Below are 15,882 nucleotides of genomic sequence, written 5' to 3' on the forward strand. Positions count from 1 at the left end.
AATGACGAGCAAAAAACGACGCCAGCGTGGATCGCGAACCCACAGCGGTGGCTCCCACAAAAACCGACGTGGGGCCGGACACCGTGGTGGACGCGGCCGCGCCGGGCGAAGCAAACACGAGTTCCACAACTACGAACCGAAGGGGAAACACGGCTTCAAGCGACCGCAGGGAATCCGCGAGGATGTCGCCGAGATCGACGTTCAGAAGGTAGACGAGGACGCGATCCTGTACGTCGCAGACGACCTTGCCGAGGAAACCGACGACGGATATGAACTCGACGCTCGCGATATCGTCGAGGACGGCCACGAGGTCGATGTCGTCAAGGTTCTCGGATCGGGACAGGTACGCAACGCACTCGACGTTACTGCAGATGCGTTCTCGGAAGCGGCTCGCGAGAAGATCGAGGCGGCCGGCGGTGAGGCGATCGTCTCGGAGCGAGGACAAGAGCGGGCCGAAGCTGACGAAACTGCGTCCGATCAGGAAGCCGAAGAACAGGACGAGGAGTAACATATGGGATGGAAGGAAGCTGCTGAACCGGTCTTAACGCGGATGCCCGCAGTCCGCCGTCCGGAGGGACACGTTCCCTTTAAACGCAAGCTTGCGTGGACGGCTGGCATCCTGATGTTGTACTTCTTCCTGACGAACATCTCGCTGCTCGGGGTGCAGTCCGGTGGCGCAACCGACCTCTTCGGTGAGTTCCGTGCGATCCTCGCCGGCTCACAGGGGTCGTTGTTGCAGGTCGGTATTGGACCGATCGTCACCGCGAGCATCGTCTTGCAACTGCTTGGCGGTGCGAACCTACTCGGTCTCGACACCGACGACCCGCGCGACCAGGTCCTCTATCAGGGCCTGCAGAAGCTGCTGGTCGTCGTTATGGTGGTGCTGACCGGGCTGCCGATAGTGTTCGCCAGCGGCTTCCTGCCAGCTCAGTCGTCACTGCAGTTCGGGGGACTCACCCTCGACCATATGCAGGTCCAGCTTCTGATGTTCGCCCAGATCTTCGCCGGCGGTATCCTCATCCTCTACATGGACGAGGTCGTCAGCAAGTGGGGCGTCGGGAGCGGGATCGGGCTGTTCATCATCGCCGGCGTGAGCCAGCGACTCGTTACCGGACTCATCCAGCCAACTGCGGGTGGGTTCTTCTACGACTGGTATCAGATCATCACCGGTCAGGTGGCCGTCGGTTCGGTCTTCGCTGGTGATGGACTGTACACCATCCTGTTTCAGGAGGGACACATTATCGCGCTGCTAACGACGGTCTTGATCTTCGCGATCGTCGTCTACGCGGAATCGGTTCGCGTGGAAATTCCACTCAGCCACGCCCGCGTCAAAGGCGCTCGCGGTCGCTTCCCAGTGAAGCTCATCTACGCGAGCGTCCTGCCGATGATTCTTGTCCGGGCACTGCAGGCGAACGTCCAGTTTATCGGACAGATTATGTCTTCGCAGCTGGGAGCCAACATGCCCGAGTTCCTCGGGACCTACAACGCTAATGGACAACCCGTGAGCGGGTTCTTCTACTACGTCGCGCCGATCTACTCACCGAACGACTGGATGTGGTGGACCGGCGAAGTCTCCCAAGCGGCGTGGATGGTGATGATCCGCGTCTCCATCGACCTGGTATTCATGATCGCCGGCGGTGCGATCTTCGCCGTCTTCTGGGTCGAGACCACTGACATGGGTCCGGAATCCACAGCCAAGCAGATCCAGAACTCGGGGATGCAGATCCCCGGCTTCCGCCAGAACGTCGGCGTCATCGAGAAGGTCATGGAACGGTACATTCCGCAAGTGACTATCATCGGTGGTGCACTCGTCGGCCTGCTCGCCGTCTGGGCGAACATGCTCGGCACAATCGGGTCCATCAGTGGAACCGGTCTACTGCTGGCTGTCTCCATCACATACAAGCTCTACGAAGAGATTGCCGAAGAGCAGATGATGGAGATGCATCCGATGATGCGCCAGATGTTCGGCAAGGAATAGCTGCTGTCGCCGATCTCCGGTTTTTCTTTCTCGCAGTCGTGATCGGACCCGTAGTAACAACTGCAACGATTTACACACCACTCACACAACCGTCGTGCGTCGTGCCCGAGTATGCGAACTTGCAGTGGCTACTCGTTCCCTCCGATGGCCGTGGAGGTGAGTCCGAGTGTGAACTCTATCCACCGGCTGTCGAGAACAGTGTGCCTGAGTTGTTTATCCATCCCAGCGATAAACGCGAACTGTGCACGCACCTCTACTTGAATTGGAGATTCAGTTACGTTCGGAGACCGTTCGTCATCCCATGGTACCTGAGAGAAGCCGAACCCGGTAGTCTCTACCAACCTGTTTCGCTTTACTCTCCTTTCGCCTCGTCCCACGACCCGACCTCGTACACGTCCGTCTGTTTGTCGACGATGGGAAGGTCCGCAAGCGCCTCCCTATCGAAAGCATCAGCGTTTTCCGTAGCTACATCTCCAAGATCGTCGACAGCGACGTACGTTTTTCCGACACCGTCGTCCTGCTTCGTCGTCGGTACCAACTGATCGAGCAGTGCACCGACATCTTCGAACGTTGCGCCCCCGCGAACGCGTATCGTCTCCCCGTCGAGTTCAACGTTCGTCCGCGTGAGATCGAGATTCCACTCGTCGAGAGCGGAAACGAATGCAGCCCCGTCCGAACCACCGAGCGGATCGAACTGGACCGACTTGGCCAGATAGTCCGCAGTCCGGTTAGCAACGGTTTCCCGTGGCAACTCGAACTCTCCTTCGAGATCGACGGTGCTGCGATCGGTTGTGATCTCGAGATCAAAGGCGGTATCCGGTCGTGAACCGAGTCCGCGTGCAGCGCGTTCGTCAACGTAGTCGGACCAATTCTCGGTCGCACCGGTTATAGTCGCTGTAACACTGTAGCGCCGATCGGACTGTCCCTGCGTGCCCGTGTCGTGTGCTTGATTCGGTGTCGTCTCTCCCTCCGCGTTCCATTCGAGCACCGTTTGGAGGTCCGCCTCCCGCTGCGCATCGAGTCTCGCCTGGAGGTTCGTCTCGGTGTCAGTTCCGTTCGCGTTCGGGGACGCCCTCTCGAGGCGTTCCGGTTCGATAATCGCCCGAAGTGCCCGCTCGTAGTTTGCCAGTTTCACGTTCCAGTCAGTCCGGGTCGTCTGTCCCATCCCCTGGCCCGTCTGTTTCGGCGTCGTCTCCTGGGTGAACTCGGCAGTCTCGATCTCGAGTTCAGAGAGCGCCGTCGTAAGGACACGCTCGTTTTCCGGGGTGGATTGCTGTACAGTACTTCCCTCCGTCGTGGCCCCGTCACTTCCTGTTAGTGTCGTCGACAGCGCGCGTTCGATTCCCTCGTTGAGTCCCGTGTAGGTTACTGTGAACTCGAGGTCGAGTTCGTAGTCCGATTGTGCAGCCGTCGAAGCGGCCGTCTGATTCGAGTCCGTTGTATTCGATGCTGTCTCTTCCGCAACCAGTGCGTACTGTTCGAGTTCGACGCTGCTCTCGCCGCCGAACCTGGCCGCAATCGAGCCGAACTCCGTCTCGAGGGTATCACTGGCGTTTGCACGCGTTTGCCAGCGAGAGACGGCACTTGAATCGATCCGAGTACGGCGCTCGATGTGCATCCTGTACTCTCCGTCGGTACTCTCGCTCTCGGTGACAGAAACTGACAGATATCGCGGTGTCCCTGTCCCTGTCCCCGTCCCCGCCGTCGAGGACGTGCTCGTGGCCGTCCCGGTCGTTGTGATCGCATCCGGCGTGAGACGGATCTCACCGGTCGTTGATCCCGACAGGCGCTCTTCCATATGCTCTGTCGGCCCCGTCGCCGAGAGTGTTGCCTCGAACTCGTTTGTGTCCCGACTGAACTCGCCGGACGCATCGAGGTCAAGCGTCGATCCGTGGGTTGGCTGGTTGAGAACCTCTTCACCGTCAGCGAGCTGTGCCGGTGTCACTGGTATCTCCGTACCTTCTGTTTTGCGGTCCTGTCCAGCGAGTTCAGTGGTGAGTTCGGTAAGCGCAGTCGTTGCAGTAACGCTCCGCCGAACCGGGCTCTGCGTGTCGTTGAGTGAGTTCTCGTAGACGAGGATGGCCCCGCCGTCGGCTGTGAGATAGACGTCATCCGCTGTGCCGTGTCTAGCGCCGGCCTCGGCAGGCGTGTCGTAGGTTGGTATGTCATCCGGTAGCTGTGGACCGTTCTCGGAGAGCAGCGAGTCCTGCGGCGTTGAACCGTACATATATGTCAGTCCGAGACTGAACACAGCGAGACAGGCGAGCCCGATAACGAGAAGGGCTGCAATCGTATTACTGGCCTGTGTTGTTTCGGTGTCTGACCATGGCCAGCGATCCATGTCAGATGCTACTGGCTAGATGCGTATAAAGTTCAACAATTAGATGCGAGTCGGCTCGCCCGCGACCGTTGGCTCACTGGATCGAGTATCCAGCGGCGATGACGAGCAGGAACACCATGAATACGGCCGTTGCCATCATGTAACTGATCGCTCGTGGCTCTTCGATCAGGTGCTGATAGTAGCCGGCGATCAGCAGGATCTTCGTGACTGCCAAGACGATCGTCCCGCCGATGGCCGTTGCGTACGCGAAGTTGAACTCGAAGAAGACGAACTTCCCCGTCGCCAGTGCCACCAGGAGGATGTAGATCAGGGTGTACGTTCGAAGGTTGGCCATTAGTGTGGAATGTGGGTGACGGATACTTATACCTTCCTCATACGTACTGCCGCTCCTCCTACGGTGGTTTTATCCACCGAATCCGTTCCGTCTCGGGGAGACCGAATCAGGCGTCGAGTTCGTGGCTGGATCATCCAACGAATCGAACGAAGACGGTGCCACAGCGACTCAAACGGACAGCAGGAAATCAGTTTCTCATTGCATGTAGATCGGAATCAAGCGGTGTGACCGCTTGAGTCGTCTACATCAGGTAGAACAGTGGGAACAGGAGCACCCACACGATGTCCACGAAGTGCCAGTAGAGTCCGAAGAACTCCACCGGCCGATGGTCCTCGAGGTACGCGTCGATGCTGATGATCCGATAGATCATAAACAGCGCGACGAGGACGCCGAGGATCACGTGTAAGGCGTGGAGGCCGGTCGTCACGTAGTAGATCGAGTACTCGATGCTGTACCACCAGTAGTGGCCGTCGCCCATCTTCTGGGTGTACTCGAAGGCCTTGACACCCATGAACGCCAGTGCGAGCAACACCGTCGCACCCATCGCACCGAGGAGCCCGCTCTTGTTCTTTCGCTCTGCCATCACCAGCGCGATGATGACGGTAAAGCTCGAGGTGAGCAGGATGTACGTGTTGACCAACCCGGCCATCGTGATCGGGTCGAACTCCCAGTCCATCCAGCCCATGTGGAGGCGCATGAAGATGTACGCACCGATCGCAGCGCCGAAGACGATGACGTCCGACGCGAGGAACACCCAGATACCGAACTTCGTATTTCCAATGCCGCCGAACGGCCAGCGCTCGGCGATGTTCATCACGGGTGCATCGAACTTCTCGCGACCGAACTGGAACAGCGAGATCCCCATAATCGCCATCCCGAGCGCGATCAGCACTGGATACATGATATCCGGCTGGGTCTCGAAGCCGACCAGTCCTTCCGGCGGTTCGGCCGTCCCCTCGGCGAAGTTGGCGACGAACGGCGTCAGCCCGGACAGTCCGAGGAAGAACACGAACGTTCCGACGCCGATTCCGAACGGCCAGATACTGGCGTGGTCTGCGTGTTCGGCTTCGTGTTCGACACTCGCTTCAGCCGTGTTGCCCTGTCCGTGTGCAACACCGCCGTCAGTTGCAGCCGGCGAGTCGTCGACGAACTCGAGTCGACCGCTGGCGTAACTCGGCCGTCCGTCCCAGTTCTCGAGCGGTGGCGGCGAGGGGATTGCCCACTCGGCCGTCCGGGAGTACTCCCACGGATTGTCGGGAGCCGTGGGCCCGGAGATCCAACTCTTCGCGAACGTGAAGAACATAATCAGGAACGAGAGCCCGAGGACGAACGCCCCGACAGTCGCGATCTGGTGGTAGATCTGGGCGCTCTCGCCGTAGTGGAAGACGCGCCGTGGCGTTTCCCAGGCGAGGAACATCGGGAAGTACAGCATGTTGAACCCGATGAAGTAGACTGCGAAGTTTAACTTCCCAAGCGCCTCCGAGTACATCTTTCCAGTTATCTTTGGCCACCAGTAGTAGAGGCCGGCGACCAGCGCCGTCACCCCGGAAACCATCACGTAGTGGAAGTGAGCGACGACCCAGTAGGTGCCACGGAACTCGTAGTCGAGCACGACGGCACCGAGGAAGACCCCCGTAATGCCACCGAGGATGAACAACACGAGCGCACCCAGGCTAAAGAGGAACGGCGTCGTGAACCGAACCCGTCCCTTGACCATCGTGTAGATCAACGAGAAGACCATCAGGTCGAACGGGAGCGAAATCCCGATCGTCGTGGCCATGTACAGCGTCTTGATCTCCAGGTTGATCGTCGTCAGGAACATGTGGTGCATCCAGACGAGGAACGACTGGACCGCCACGAGAACCATCGCGATGATGACCCATTTGCGGCCGACGAGGCGCCGTCCAGTGAACGTCTGGAACGTCTCGAACATGATCCCTAACGCCGGGAAGAAGACGATATACACCTCGGGATGGCCGAAGAACCAGAACAGGTGCGCCCACAACAGGCTCGACCCCTGATCCGTCATGAAGTACTCGGTCAGGAACAACCGGTCGATCGAGAGCAACAACAGTGCTGCGAGCAACGCCGCGAAGGCAAACAGCATCATCCAGACCGTCAGGAGCCACGACCAGGTGAACATCGGCATGTTCCAGAGGCCAAGTCCTTCGGCCCGTGAGCGGTGAATCGTCGTCAGGAAGTTCACCGACCCGATCGTGATCGACATGACGAACAACGTCAGTGCGAGTATCGCTGCGTTATTGCCTGCCGTCGCGTCCATTGCAGGCGTGTACATCGGCACGTTCAGCGGCGCATACAGCGTCCACCCGCCGGCGTACGTCTGCCCTTGGAAGAACGAGAGGACGAACAGAATCCCCGAGAACAGGTAAAACCAGTAACTCAGGGCGTTCAGTCGCGGAAACGCGAGATCCTTCGCACCGATCTGGAGCGGCACCAGATAGTTCGCGAACCCGGATGCGATCGGTGAGAGGAACCAGAAAACCATCAACAGTCCGTGCGTCGAGACTGCCTGGTTGAACTGGACCGGCTCGAGGATACCGAGTCCGCCCGGTTCCCAGAGCTGCACGCGGAACAGCAGCGCCATCGCGCCGCCCAGCAGGAGGAAAAACAGCGCTGTCGTGATGTACAGAATCCCAACGTCCTTGTGGTTCGTCGTGACAAGCCAGCGCTTGACGGACGTCATCGGCGGTAGATCACTCATTCGCCGTCACCCCCCGTGTCGTCTTGCTGTTGGTCGGTTTCGTTTCCGGCACCGTCTTCGCCACCGTTCCCGCCATCAGCGTCGTTTGTTCCGTCGTCATTACTCTCTTCACCTTCCTCACCGGAACTCGCCGTTTCGAACGTATAGGTCTCGTCGACTGGTCCGGTGAAATCGACGCTCTCTTCGATCGGTTCGTACTGATCGTCAGTCGGCGTGATCGTCAGGTTGTACTGGCCACCCTGTTCGATCTCGTCGATGGTGATCGATCCGTTCTCGAACTCATCGGCCGAGTACGTGTAGGTCAGATCCTGCTCGTACTGGTCGTTCTCCTCGTGGACGAGTTCAAGTTCGTAACCGTCGGTCACGCGCTCTTCGTTTTCGTCCTCGACCGTAATCGTCATCGTGAGCTGCTCGTCGACCCACTGTTCGAACTCGTCTTCCGAGAGCACGGTAACGTCGGAGTTCATCCCGGAGTGACCGAAGCCACACAGTTCGAAGCACTCGACGGTGTAGTTCCCGCCTTCGTCCGCCTCGAACCAGGTTTCGTCGGTTTCGCCGGGAATCGCGTCGGCTTTGACGCGTAAATCTGAGATGCCGAACGTGTGCCAGACGTCCTGTGATGTTGTCTCTATCCAGATGGGCGTATCGGCAGGGATGACGAGTCCTTCATCGAGGGAGCCAGTCTCGATACCGTTCTCGTAGTTAAAGTCCCAACCGAACGCGTATCCTTCGACATCGATCTCGAGCGCGTCCTCGTCGGGGGTGTCCGGGCCGTCTTCGACGACAAGCAGCATGCCGTACGACCAGACGACCAGCGAAATGACGATGATCGCGCTCAGTCCGAACGAGAGGAATAACTTCTTGCCGCCCTGTCCGCCTGTCGGGAGTTCCCCAAGCGTTGGCAGATCCTCATCGGCTTTCGTCTCGCCGTCATCACGATACTTGTACGCGTTGTACAAGGTGTAGGAGATAACGACGACGCCGACGAGTGTCCCGAGACCGAGGAACACGAGGAAGATCTCATCGAAGATATCGACTCGGGTCTGCGCCTGCATCGGGGTCGTGTATGCGTTGAAGATCGTATTCACCTCTGTTGAAGCCGTCTATATGTCGGACCGTGGTTTCCGGGACCACTTATCTATTTGGAAACGGGCCGGGGTGCGCTCTTTCCCGTCGTAAACGGGCTCTCTGTGTCCGTCGATGGCTGGCGTCGATCCGGCCGCCCGTGACAGACCCAACGAGCCCGTTGACATGGTCCTCGGGACTCTTGTTGGAGTCAGTCCTTTTCTTTCTGTCGCTAATTCGCCGCGAGTTCAGTTGCAAAGACGAACGCTCACGCGCACGCGAGTGCAGTCATGCGAACAGGTTCGGTGTGGCGGGCGTGGTAGAGACAGCGAGCCGAGGGGTTTGCACTGCTATGGCGGCGATTCGTGCTCGCGCGCGGTTGGTGTGAGAGGAGTGACTAGTGCGAGTGGGACTGCAATCGCTCTCGAGTGGTCGCTAGTAGAGATAGTAGTCCTAGAGATCGACCACCCAGACGCGGCCGTCCGACGGAAGGTGATACACGGTCTGAAAGACGGCATCGATAAACTGCGCGATCCGGTTTGGGTCCGCCTTCGCGCTCACTCGGACGTTGATGCCGGCCGCGTCTTCGGATCGCGTGAGATCGTCGATCTTGAATACGGGAAATTCGTCGAGAAGCCCCTTGAGTCGGTCGAGTTCATCGTCGGTGCAGTCGATGTTGATCGTGCCGTCGCTGAACTGGAGCCACGGGATGCCGAGAGCGGGATCGAGGTCGGGAGCAGTGGACGCGTCAGGATCGCGTTCCGATTTGGTGTCGCGGTCGGATTGGAACTCAGATTCGGCGTCGGATGTCGACTCGAATACGTCTGGATCGGCTTCGAACGTCACGAACCCGCTGCCGCGAGTTCGGTGTGCCGTAATCGCATCGCCGTAGAGTTCTTGGCGCGCTTTCGGTGTGGTCGCATCGAACCGGGTCATACCGGGATAGATGTGCCCGTTTCTTTAAGCCTTTATGCGCCGGCGCTGAACGGGAGGATATGGTACAGCCACGAATTTTGATTCTCGGGGCACCCGGGGCGGGCAAAGGGACACAAAGTGCAAATATCGTCGACGAGTTCGGGGTCGATCACATCACCACCGGTGATGCACTTCGAGCCAACAAGGAGATGGATCTCTCGGATATGGACACCGAGTACGATACCCCTGGCGAGTACATGGACCAGGGTGAACTCGTTCCCGACAAAGTCGTCAACGCGATCGTCGACGAGGCGCTCTCCCAGGCGGATGGCTTCGTTCTCGACGGCTACCCGCGCAATCTGGACCAGGCCGAAGAGCTCGAGGAGATGACCGATCTCGATGTCGTTCTCTATCTCGATGTCGACGAGGAAGAACTCGTACACCGGCTCACCGGTCGGCGTTTGGACCCGGAAACGGGAGATATCTACCACGTCGAGTACAACCCGCCGGAGGACCCGGAAGTCGAAGCGCGACTCGAGCAGCGCGAGGACGACACGGAAGAGACCGTTCGCGAGCGACTCCGGGTATACGAAGAGAATACGGAACCGGTCGTCGAGTACTACGAGGAGAAGGGAACGCTCGAGCGGATCGATGGGAATCAGGCACCGGATGCGGTTTGGGAGTCCCTCAAGGGAACGATCGAGGACGCGGCCTAACGTCAGCTACTTCAGTCGTTCTTGACATCGATTTCGTATTCTGCAATATTGAGATAGGTAAGCTGTGGTGCCGGCTCGTATCCGGGCGGGATCACCTCGATTTCAGAACTATTCATCGGCTGCTCGTTGACGTCATTGAAGTTGCTTCGCTCGGAAATGGAGTGTGCGATAATCGAGCCGTCGAACTCCGGGCTCCCCTGTATGTGGATCTGGTACTCCTCGTCGTTGTTCGAGTTCACTTGCCAGCCGTCGAACCCGTCTTCACCGGGCGTTTTGTCGCTGGCGGCATACAACAGCCCTTCGACGTAGCCGTTACCGAAATCGACTCCCATCTCCGAAGTGCCGTAGAGTTGGAGATTCGACTCGTCATCGCCACACGTCTGGGTGAACTCGTTGTTGCCGACATCGATATCCCCGGTCGCGTAGATCTTTGCCTGGTTCGATCCATCGGGGCCACACGCGTCGACTGTGATATCGTAGCCGGAGATATCGTCGTCGAGTACGAGTACCGCATCCCCGTCTTCGAGCGAGAAGGTGAGTTCGTCGGCAGCATCTAACGACCCTTCCGCAGCGAAATATGTTCCAGCGGTGATTTCGGACCAGTCGCCGGTGTCAATGTGTGATTCGTTCTCTCTGAAATCGGCTTTCATCTCGGAGATGATACCATCTAACGGTTTGAACTGCTCGCTCCCGATATCATCGAATTCGCCGCCGGATTGGTGGGCGTCGTAGTTGGATTCGTCGCTGAGAGCGACACCTCTGGAGAACGCGTTATCGATGTCTTCGTAGCCAAGCCGGACCTTCAGTGCTCCATCGTCGTTTGCAGCGCCATAACAGCCCTGTTGTAGCGACGTATCGCCTGCTTCGCTCGTAAAGTGCTGTTCCCATCCCAGACAGTATTCGCTCTCGATTTCGATGAAGACGTGGTCGTCCTTGATGTAATTCATCGAATTCGCGTGCGCACTGGCCTGTTCAATCGCGATATCGCCCGAGTCGATCGTCTTGTTCTCGGTTAGTTCGACGACCGGAAACGAGAGCGTATTCGTCCGATGGTCGTAATTGATCGGTGGAGTCGACAGTATCCGCGTCTGCGTGCCGGTTTCACGGAATACAGCACCACCCTCGTAAGCAAGCCGCGTTCCGTCATCGGCGTCGTATTCGATGGTTCCGATCGTTCCGTTCGCGATCGGGGTGGTCGTCCCGCTATTGTTTTCCGCCCAGATTTCGTACGTTGCGGAGTCGTGATGGGCGATGGCACCGTGTTCACCGGCTTCCAGATTGGAGCCGTGGGTAACGTCGTTGTTCGTCGTCGCCGTCGAAATCTGTTGGCTCAACTCGACGAACGCCTGCTCGACTCGTTCCTGTTCGGACTGTTGTTCCGTCTGCCCGATTCCCTCTCCGGCGACAAGCAAGACGCCGATACTACCGGCTGCCACCATCCCGATCAGGAGGACGATTCCAAGCACGGACGATTGTGCCCGGCTTGATCCCCCCACCGACCGCTCCCTTCGTCGAACCCTCATAGAGACGCAACTCGTGAACGCGAGTATAATACAATCGACCGATCAAATACTTCAATTCCGTTTATCTCTTCCATCTGTGGCGTTATAATAAGGGTTCAGTAGAAGGATATCGGGACAGAGCCATCTCCTGTTGGTTTCCACCGACGCGAGTAGCTGGCTTCCGAAGATAAACACTTGTATACCGAACCTGCCCTAGCCCTAGTATACCCAGATGACACGGACAGTCGAGAAGATCAATTCCCTCGTCCACGAGGATTCCTCGATGAATGCGGCACTCGAGTCTATCCGCGAGGAAGCCGATGAAAACGGCGGCGAGGTCCAGTGGGGCGATGTGAGCGACGAGCTGACGAGCGGACAGTGGGGACGACTGATCGAGAAAGGGATACTGGTCGATGGCGACGACGGCTTCGAGATCTCCGACCGGGATGCCTATGATGAGGCACTCGACGGTGATGGTTCCAGTAGCGGAGTCAGTACCGATGTCGATATCGACGCCGAGGCATCCAAGTGGTCCCAATGGGACAAAATAGCCGGAGCCGCCTCGCTGCTTTTGATGTTTGGCTACTGGCTCAACCCGATCAAACAGATCGTCGGCAGTACACTCAACAATGCGCTCGGCCCGCTCGATGCCGCGTTACCGTTCTACGCCGTTATCCTTTCTATTGCCCTGATAACCGGCCTGTACTCGACGCTGTTGCAAGCGAACCTCATGAACCCCGAGATCATGAGCAAGTACCAAGAGCGAATGCAGGCGATGCAGGACAAACAGCAAGACGTTCGCGAACGCAAGGAAGAAGCCGAAGAACGCGGCGCAAGCGAGGCCGAAATCGAACGGCTCGAAGATGAACTCGAAGACGTTCGCGAGGAGCAGATGGAAGCGATGGCGGAGAACATGGGCATGTTCAAAGAGCAGATCCGGCCGATGGTCTGGATTATGCTGTTGACCATTCCGCTGTTCCTCTGGATGCACTGGAAGATCAACGGCGTCGGACTGACCGGAACCGAGGCGACCGTCGTCATGCCGATCGCCGGGGAAGTCCAGTGGACCGACTCTATCGCCGGTCCGATGCAGGCCTGGATCGTCTGGTACTTCCTGTGCTCGGTCGGCTTCCAGCAACTTCTTCGCAAGTCGCTGAACATCGATATGACGCCATCGGGTACCTGAACGGGCCGACCACTCATCGACTGTCGCCATCGTTCTCACGATTCAAAACCCATTTTACCGACCACCCCGCAGATCGGATATGTTACTCACCGTCTCTGGTCCGCCAGGAAGCGGAAAGAGCACAACTGCAGCGTTACTTGCCGATGCGTTCGACCTGGAACACGTCAGCGGTGGCGACATCTTCCGCCAGCTCGCGGACGAACGCGGGTATACCCCTCTCGAGTTCAACAAACTCGCCGAGGAGAACGACCAGATCGATCGCGATCTCGACCGGCGACTTCGGGAGATCGCGGTGGATGAGGACGATCTCGTGCTCGAATCCCGGCTCGCGGGGTGGCTTGCGGCCGAGCAGGCGGACTTTCGGTTCTGGCTCGATGCGCCCCCCCGCGTCCGAGGACAGCGGATCGCAGAGCGCGAGGAAAAAGCGCCCGAGCGGGCGACAGAGGAGACCCAGGCGCGCGAGGCGAGCGAAGCACAGCGGTACGAGGAGTATTACGGCATCGATATCCGAGACTTGACGATCTATGACCTCTCGGTCAATACGGCGCGTTGGGACCCAGATTCCGTGCTCGATATGCTCGTGACTGCTGTCGAGGAGTACAACGCCACGGCTGACGAGGGACAGGCACAGATCGATCTCGACGACGATTTCTAGGGATGACACGACGCCTTCGCGGTCCACCCGCCGATCGCTCGCCGGCCGAACTGCTCACCTTCGGTGTCGTCAATCTCGATAAGCCGCCGGGACCGTCCTCGCATCAGGTCAGCGGCTGGTTGCGCGACGCCGTCGCCGAGACGCTTGCCGAACGCGATACCGGCGAAGCTATCGACCAGGCTGCTCACGCTGGCACGCTCGATCCCAAGGTGACGGGCTGTCTCCCGACGATGCTGGGGGAGGCGACCCGCCTCGCGCAGGTCTTTCTCGAGGGCGAGAAAGAATACGTCGCCGTCCTCGAATGCCACGGGACGATACCGACTGACGCGAAATCGATTCTCGCCGAGTTCGAAGGGCCGATTTACCAGAAGCCACCCCGGAAGAGCGCCGTCTCGCGCCGGCTTCGCGTTCGCGAGATTTACGACCTCGATGTGCTCGAACGAGACGGTCGCCAACTTCTCCTGCGGATTCGCTGTGAAAGTGGAACATACGTCCGCAAACTCTGTCACGACCTCGGACTCGCGCTTGGCACCGGCGGGCACATGGGCCATCTGCGTCGCACTGCGACGACGCCGTTCGACGACACGGATCTGTACACAGCCACCGAGTTCCTCGACGCGCTCGCGTTCTGGATCGAGGATGACGACCCCGAACCGCTTCGGGCCGTCGTCGATCCTGCGGAGCGAATCCTCGAGGGAATTCCCCAGCTCACTATCGCAGACAGCGCCGCTCGCGAGGTCGCAAACGGTGCCCCGGTCTACGCGCCGGGCGTCCTCGATAGCGACGCGGCCCTCAACGATCCGTCGACCGACCAACCGCTCGTTGCCTGCTACACGCCGAACGGCGCCGCTGTCTGTCTCGGTGAACTCGTCGGTGACCCCGAGGCTACATCGGGCGTTGTCGTCGATCTAGAACGAGTACTCGTCTGATTGATGGAGTTATGGCCCGGTAGTCGCGCGGACATCGTCGTCACTGGCAGTCGCTCTTCGATCGACAGCCCCGATAGCCGGCTGTGATGTACTGTCCGTCCTGGTTTCACGGCGTCTTCTTTCCACTCGGTATACCGTGGCGAGTTGTGGTATCGGGTTAAAACGACACTCTTAAACGGTAGACACTCGTCCTACCACGTGCGGGACCGTGGGGTAGTGGTATCCTCTGCGGATGGGGTCCGTAGGACCCGAGTTCAATTCTCGGCGGTCCCACTCGAAATTATCTAAGTGTTCAACTCCTGGCGGTTCAGGGGGTTGAAACGCCCGAAAATCCAATTCTCGGTTTCGAGATATTTCCACCTACTAGACAGTATTTCTGGGGGTGGTCTGCGTGACGATCGCGCCGTGGCCAGCCGTCGACCACTCGACGTGCGACCACTGCGGTGCTCACGTCACCGATCGGTTCCGACGCGTCTTCGGTGACGACCAGGACCGCGCCCATCGCTGCGGTGACTGCGATTCGTACGCGCGACTGACCCGCGGGTCTGCAGCTGGCGTCGACGTTCCGGTTCCCGATCCGGAAACGTCGCCCGGCCGTCACGGAGGTGAGGCCGATGCCTGAACGGGTCGACCCGCGAAACCTCCCGTCAGGCTACTCGCCGGCGTTTCTCGAACTTCGCGACGGCCTGGTGTGCGTAGCGGACGCGACCGTCCGCGACTCGGGCTGGCTCGAGTTCACCGAGTGGTCTGGCACGACCGGTCTGCTGCCGCCGCGAGAGTGTGGCCGGGTGAAGTTCATCGCGACGGAACTCGTCGAGGACGAGCTCCGACGACGTATCGCGGACGCGGATATCCGCGCGGAATACGGTCCAAAAACGGAGGTAAGCCGATGAGCCGAACCGGTCTGCAGAAGTTCGGAGTCATGGCTCCTACGGTCGTCCGTGAGCCGACGCGAGACCGCGACAACATCCTAATTTGCCCGGAGTGCGGGCACCCTGTTCCGAAGACGAAGGGGTCACAGCGGATCGAAAAGCCCGACCTCGTGAACGTGGTTCTCGCGGCCTCTTTCGACGAAATCGTTACGTTTGGATGGTGCTGCGACCGCCACCCCTACGACATCGTGTTGCCCATGCGTGCGGGTGGCTCTGATGCCGGAGCCTTGATCGATGGGTGGACCGGCGTCAAGCTGCGATTCTCTGACGAGCACGTCCGCCACATTCCGGTCCCGGAACGGGAGGTGAGCGAGCATGTCCAGTGAGCAGGCGACGCTGGTCGACTTTGGGCCGGATCTCTCTGTACTGACCGATGCCGAACGCGAGGCGTACGTCGCCTGCCGAGAGAACGGCACCGGTGTTCGCGAGTTCGCTCGCCGGACCGATCGACGACCGGGGACGATCGGGAACCTGCTCAGCCGAGCGGAGGCCAAGCTTGAGGAGGGAACGCGATGAGCCGACCCGTCGAGAACAGCGAGTGCGAGCGGTGCGGTGAGTCGGTTGATGGGCTTCGTCGTCTCTGTGACGACTGTACGCGCGACGTTCG

General features: G+C 59.2%; 16 protein-coding genes and 1 tRNA gene. 11 read left to right on the plus strand and 6 right to left on the minus strand.

The genetic code is table 11. The annotated features are described in order from the left end of the window. The first annotated feature begins 1 nt into the window (after position 1). Together SM755_RS17570 and secY are read left to right on the plus strand one after the other, a co-directional pair. Positions 2–508, plus strand: a complete 507-nt coding sequence (locus tag SM755_RS17570; protein ID WP_323173793.1) for an uL15m family ribosomal protein — start codon at positions 2–4, stop codon at positions 506–508. A 3-nt stretch (positions 509–511) separates the two neighbouring features. Next, positions 512–1,978 (plus strand): preprotein translocase subunit SecY, encoded by a 1,467-nt coding sequence (secY, locus tag SM755_RS17575; RefSeq protein ID WP_006666639.1) that lies wholly within the window; start codon positions 512–514, stop codon positions 1,976–1,978. Positions 1,979–2,330: 352 nt separating this feature from the next. Here secY and SM755_RS17580 read toward each other — a convergent pair whose 3' ends face one another. The 5 genes from SM755_RS17580 to SM755_RS17600 form a co-directional block, all read right to left on the minus strand. After that, positions 2,331–4,319 (minus strand): hypothetical protein, encoded by a 1,989-nt coding sequence (locus SM755_RS17580; protein WP_323173794.1) that lies wholly within the window; start codon positions 4,317–4,319, stop codon positions 2,331–2,333. A 73-nt stretch (positions 4,320–4,392) separates the two neighbouring features. Next, positions 4,393–4,653 carry a cytochrome C oxidase subunit IV family protein gene (locus tag SM755_RS17585; protein WP_006666637.1) on the minus strand — a complete coding sequence of 87 codons (261 nt, stop codon included), beginning with the start codon at positions 4,651–4,653 and terminating at the stop codon, positions 4,393–4,395. A 241-nt stretch (positions 4,654–4,894) separates the two neighbouring features. Next, a complete protein-coding gene (locus tag SM755_RS17590; RefSeq protein ID WP_323173795.1) occupies positions 4,895–7,375 on the minus strand; it encodes a cbb3-type cytochrome c oxidase subunit I in 2,481 nt (826 codons plus the stop codon). Further along, positions 7,372–8,430, minus strand: coding sequence for a cytochrome c oxidase subunit II (gene coxB, locus SM755_RS17595; protein ID WP_323173796.1), 1,059 nt, complete (start codon positions 8,428–8,430; stop codon positions 7,372–7,374). The genes SM755_RS17590 and coxB overlap by 4 nt, the downstream gene beginning before the upstream one ends. Positions 8,431–8,893: 463 nt before the next feature. After that, a complete protein-coding gene (locus SM755_RS17600; RefSeq protein WP_323173797.1) occupies positions 8,894–9,376 on the minus strand; it encodes a hypothetical protein in 483 nt (160 codons plus the stop codon). 59 nt (positions 9,377–9,435) lie between these two features. Here SM755_RS17600 and SM755_RS17605 point away from each other — a divergent pair, with 59 nt between their 5' ends. After that, positions 9,436–10,071, plus strand: a complete 636-nt coding sequence (locus SM755_RS17605) for an adenylate kinase (RefSeq protein ID WP_323173798.1) — start codon at positions 9,436–9,438, stop codon at positions 10,069–10,071. 11 nt (positions 10,072–10,082) lie between these two features. Here the strand turns inward: SM755_RS17605 and SM755_RS17610 are convergent, their stop codons facing one another. After that, positions 10,083–11,510, minus strand: a complete 1,428-nt coding sequence (locus SM755_RS17610) for a hypothetical protein (RefSeq protein ID WP_323174067.1) — start codon at positions 11,508–11,510, stop codon at positions 10,083–10,085. A 295-nt stretch (positions 11,511–11,805) separates the two neighbouring features. Between SM755_RS17610 and SM755_RS17615 the strand changes: the two genes are divergently transcribed. The 8 genes from SM755_RS17615 (at position 11,806) to SM755_RS17650 (ending at position 15,791) form a co-directional block, all read left to right on the plus strand. Beyond that, the gene (locus SM755_RS17615; RefSeq protein WP_323173799.1) at positions 11,806–12,759 is read left to right on the plus strand and encodes a DUF106 domain-containing protein; all 954 of its coding nucleotides are present in this window, start codon (positions 11,806–11,808) and stop codon (positions 12,757–12,759) included. Positions 12,760–12,838: 79 nt separating this feature from the next. After that, positions 12,839–13,414, plus strand: coding sequence for a (d)CMP kinase (cmk, locus tag SM755_RS17620; protein WP_323173800.1), 576 nt, complete (start codon positions 12,839–12,841; stop codon positions 13,412–13,414). A 2-nt stretch (positions 13,415–13,416) separates the two neighbouring features. Continuing rightward, complete coding sequence (locus SM755_RS17625) at positions 13,417–14,343, plus strand: RNA-guided pseudouridylation complex pseudouridine synthase subunit Cbf5 (RefSeq protein ID WP_323173801.1); 927 nt, start codon at positions 13,417–13,419, stop codon at positions 14,341–14,343. 202 nt (positions 14,344–14,545) lie between these two features. Beyond that, positions 14,546–14,616 (plus strand) — tRNA-Pro (locus SM755_RS17630). A gap of 109 nt (positions 14,617–14,725) precedes the next feature. Next, positions 14,726–14,965 (plus strand): hypothetical protein, encoded by a 240-nt coding sequence (locus SM755_RS17635; RefSeq protein ID WP_323173802.1) that lies wholly within the window; start codon positions 14,726–14,728, stop codon positions 14,963–14,965. Then, entirely contained in the window at positions 14,958–15,236 is a 279-nt protein-coding gene (locus tag SM755_RS17640) for a hypothetical protein (protein ID WP_323173803.1), read from the plus strand. Before SM755_RS17635 ends, SM755_RS17640 begins: the two co-directional genes overlap by 8 nt. Next, entirely contained in the window at positions 15,233–15,601 is a 369-nt protein-coding gene (locus tag SM755_RS17645) for a hypothetical protein (RefSeq protein ID WP_323173804.1), read from the plus strand. The genes SM755_RS17640 and SM755_RS17645 overlap by 4 nt, the downstream gene beginning before the upstream one ends. Then, the gene (locus SM755_RS17650; RefSeq protein ID WP_323173805.1) at positions 15,591–15,791 is read left to right on the plus strand and encodes a sigma factor-like helix-turn-helix DNA-binding protein; all 201 of its coding nucleotides are present in this window, start codon (positions 15,591–15,593) and stop codon (positions 15,789–15,791) included. The genes SM755_RS17645 and SM755_RS17650 overlap by 11 nt, the downstream gene beginning before the upstream one ends. Positions 15,792–15,882 lie beyond the last annotated feature (91 nt).

This window comes from Natrialba sp. PRR66 (genome assembly GCF_034808065.1).
GTDB classification, from domain to species: Archaea; Halobacteriota; Halobacteria; order Halobacteriales; family Natrialbaceae; genus Natrialba; species Natrialba aegyptia.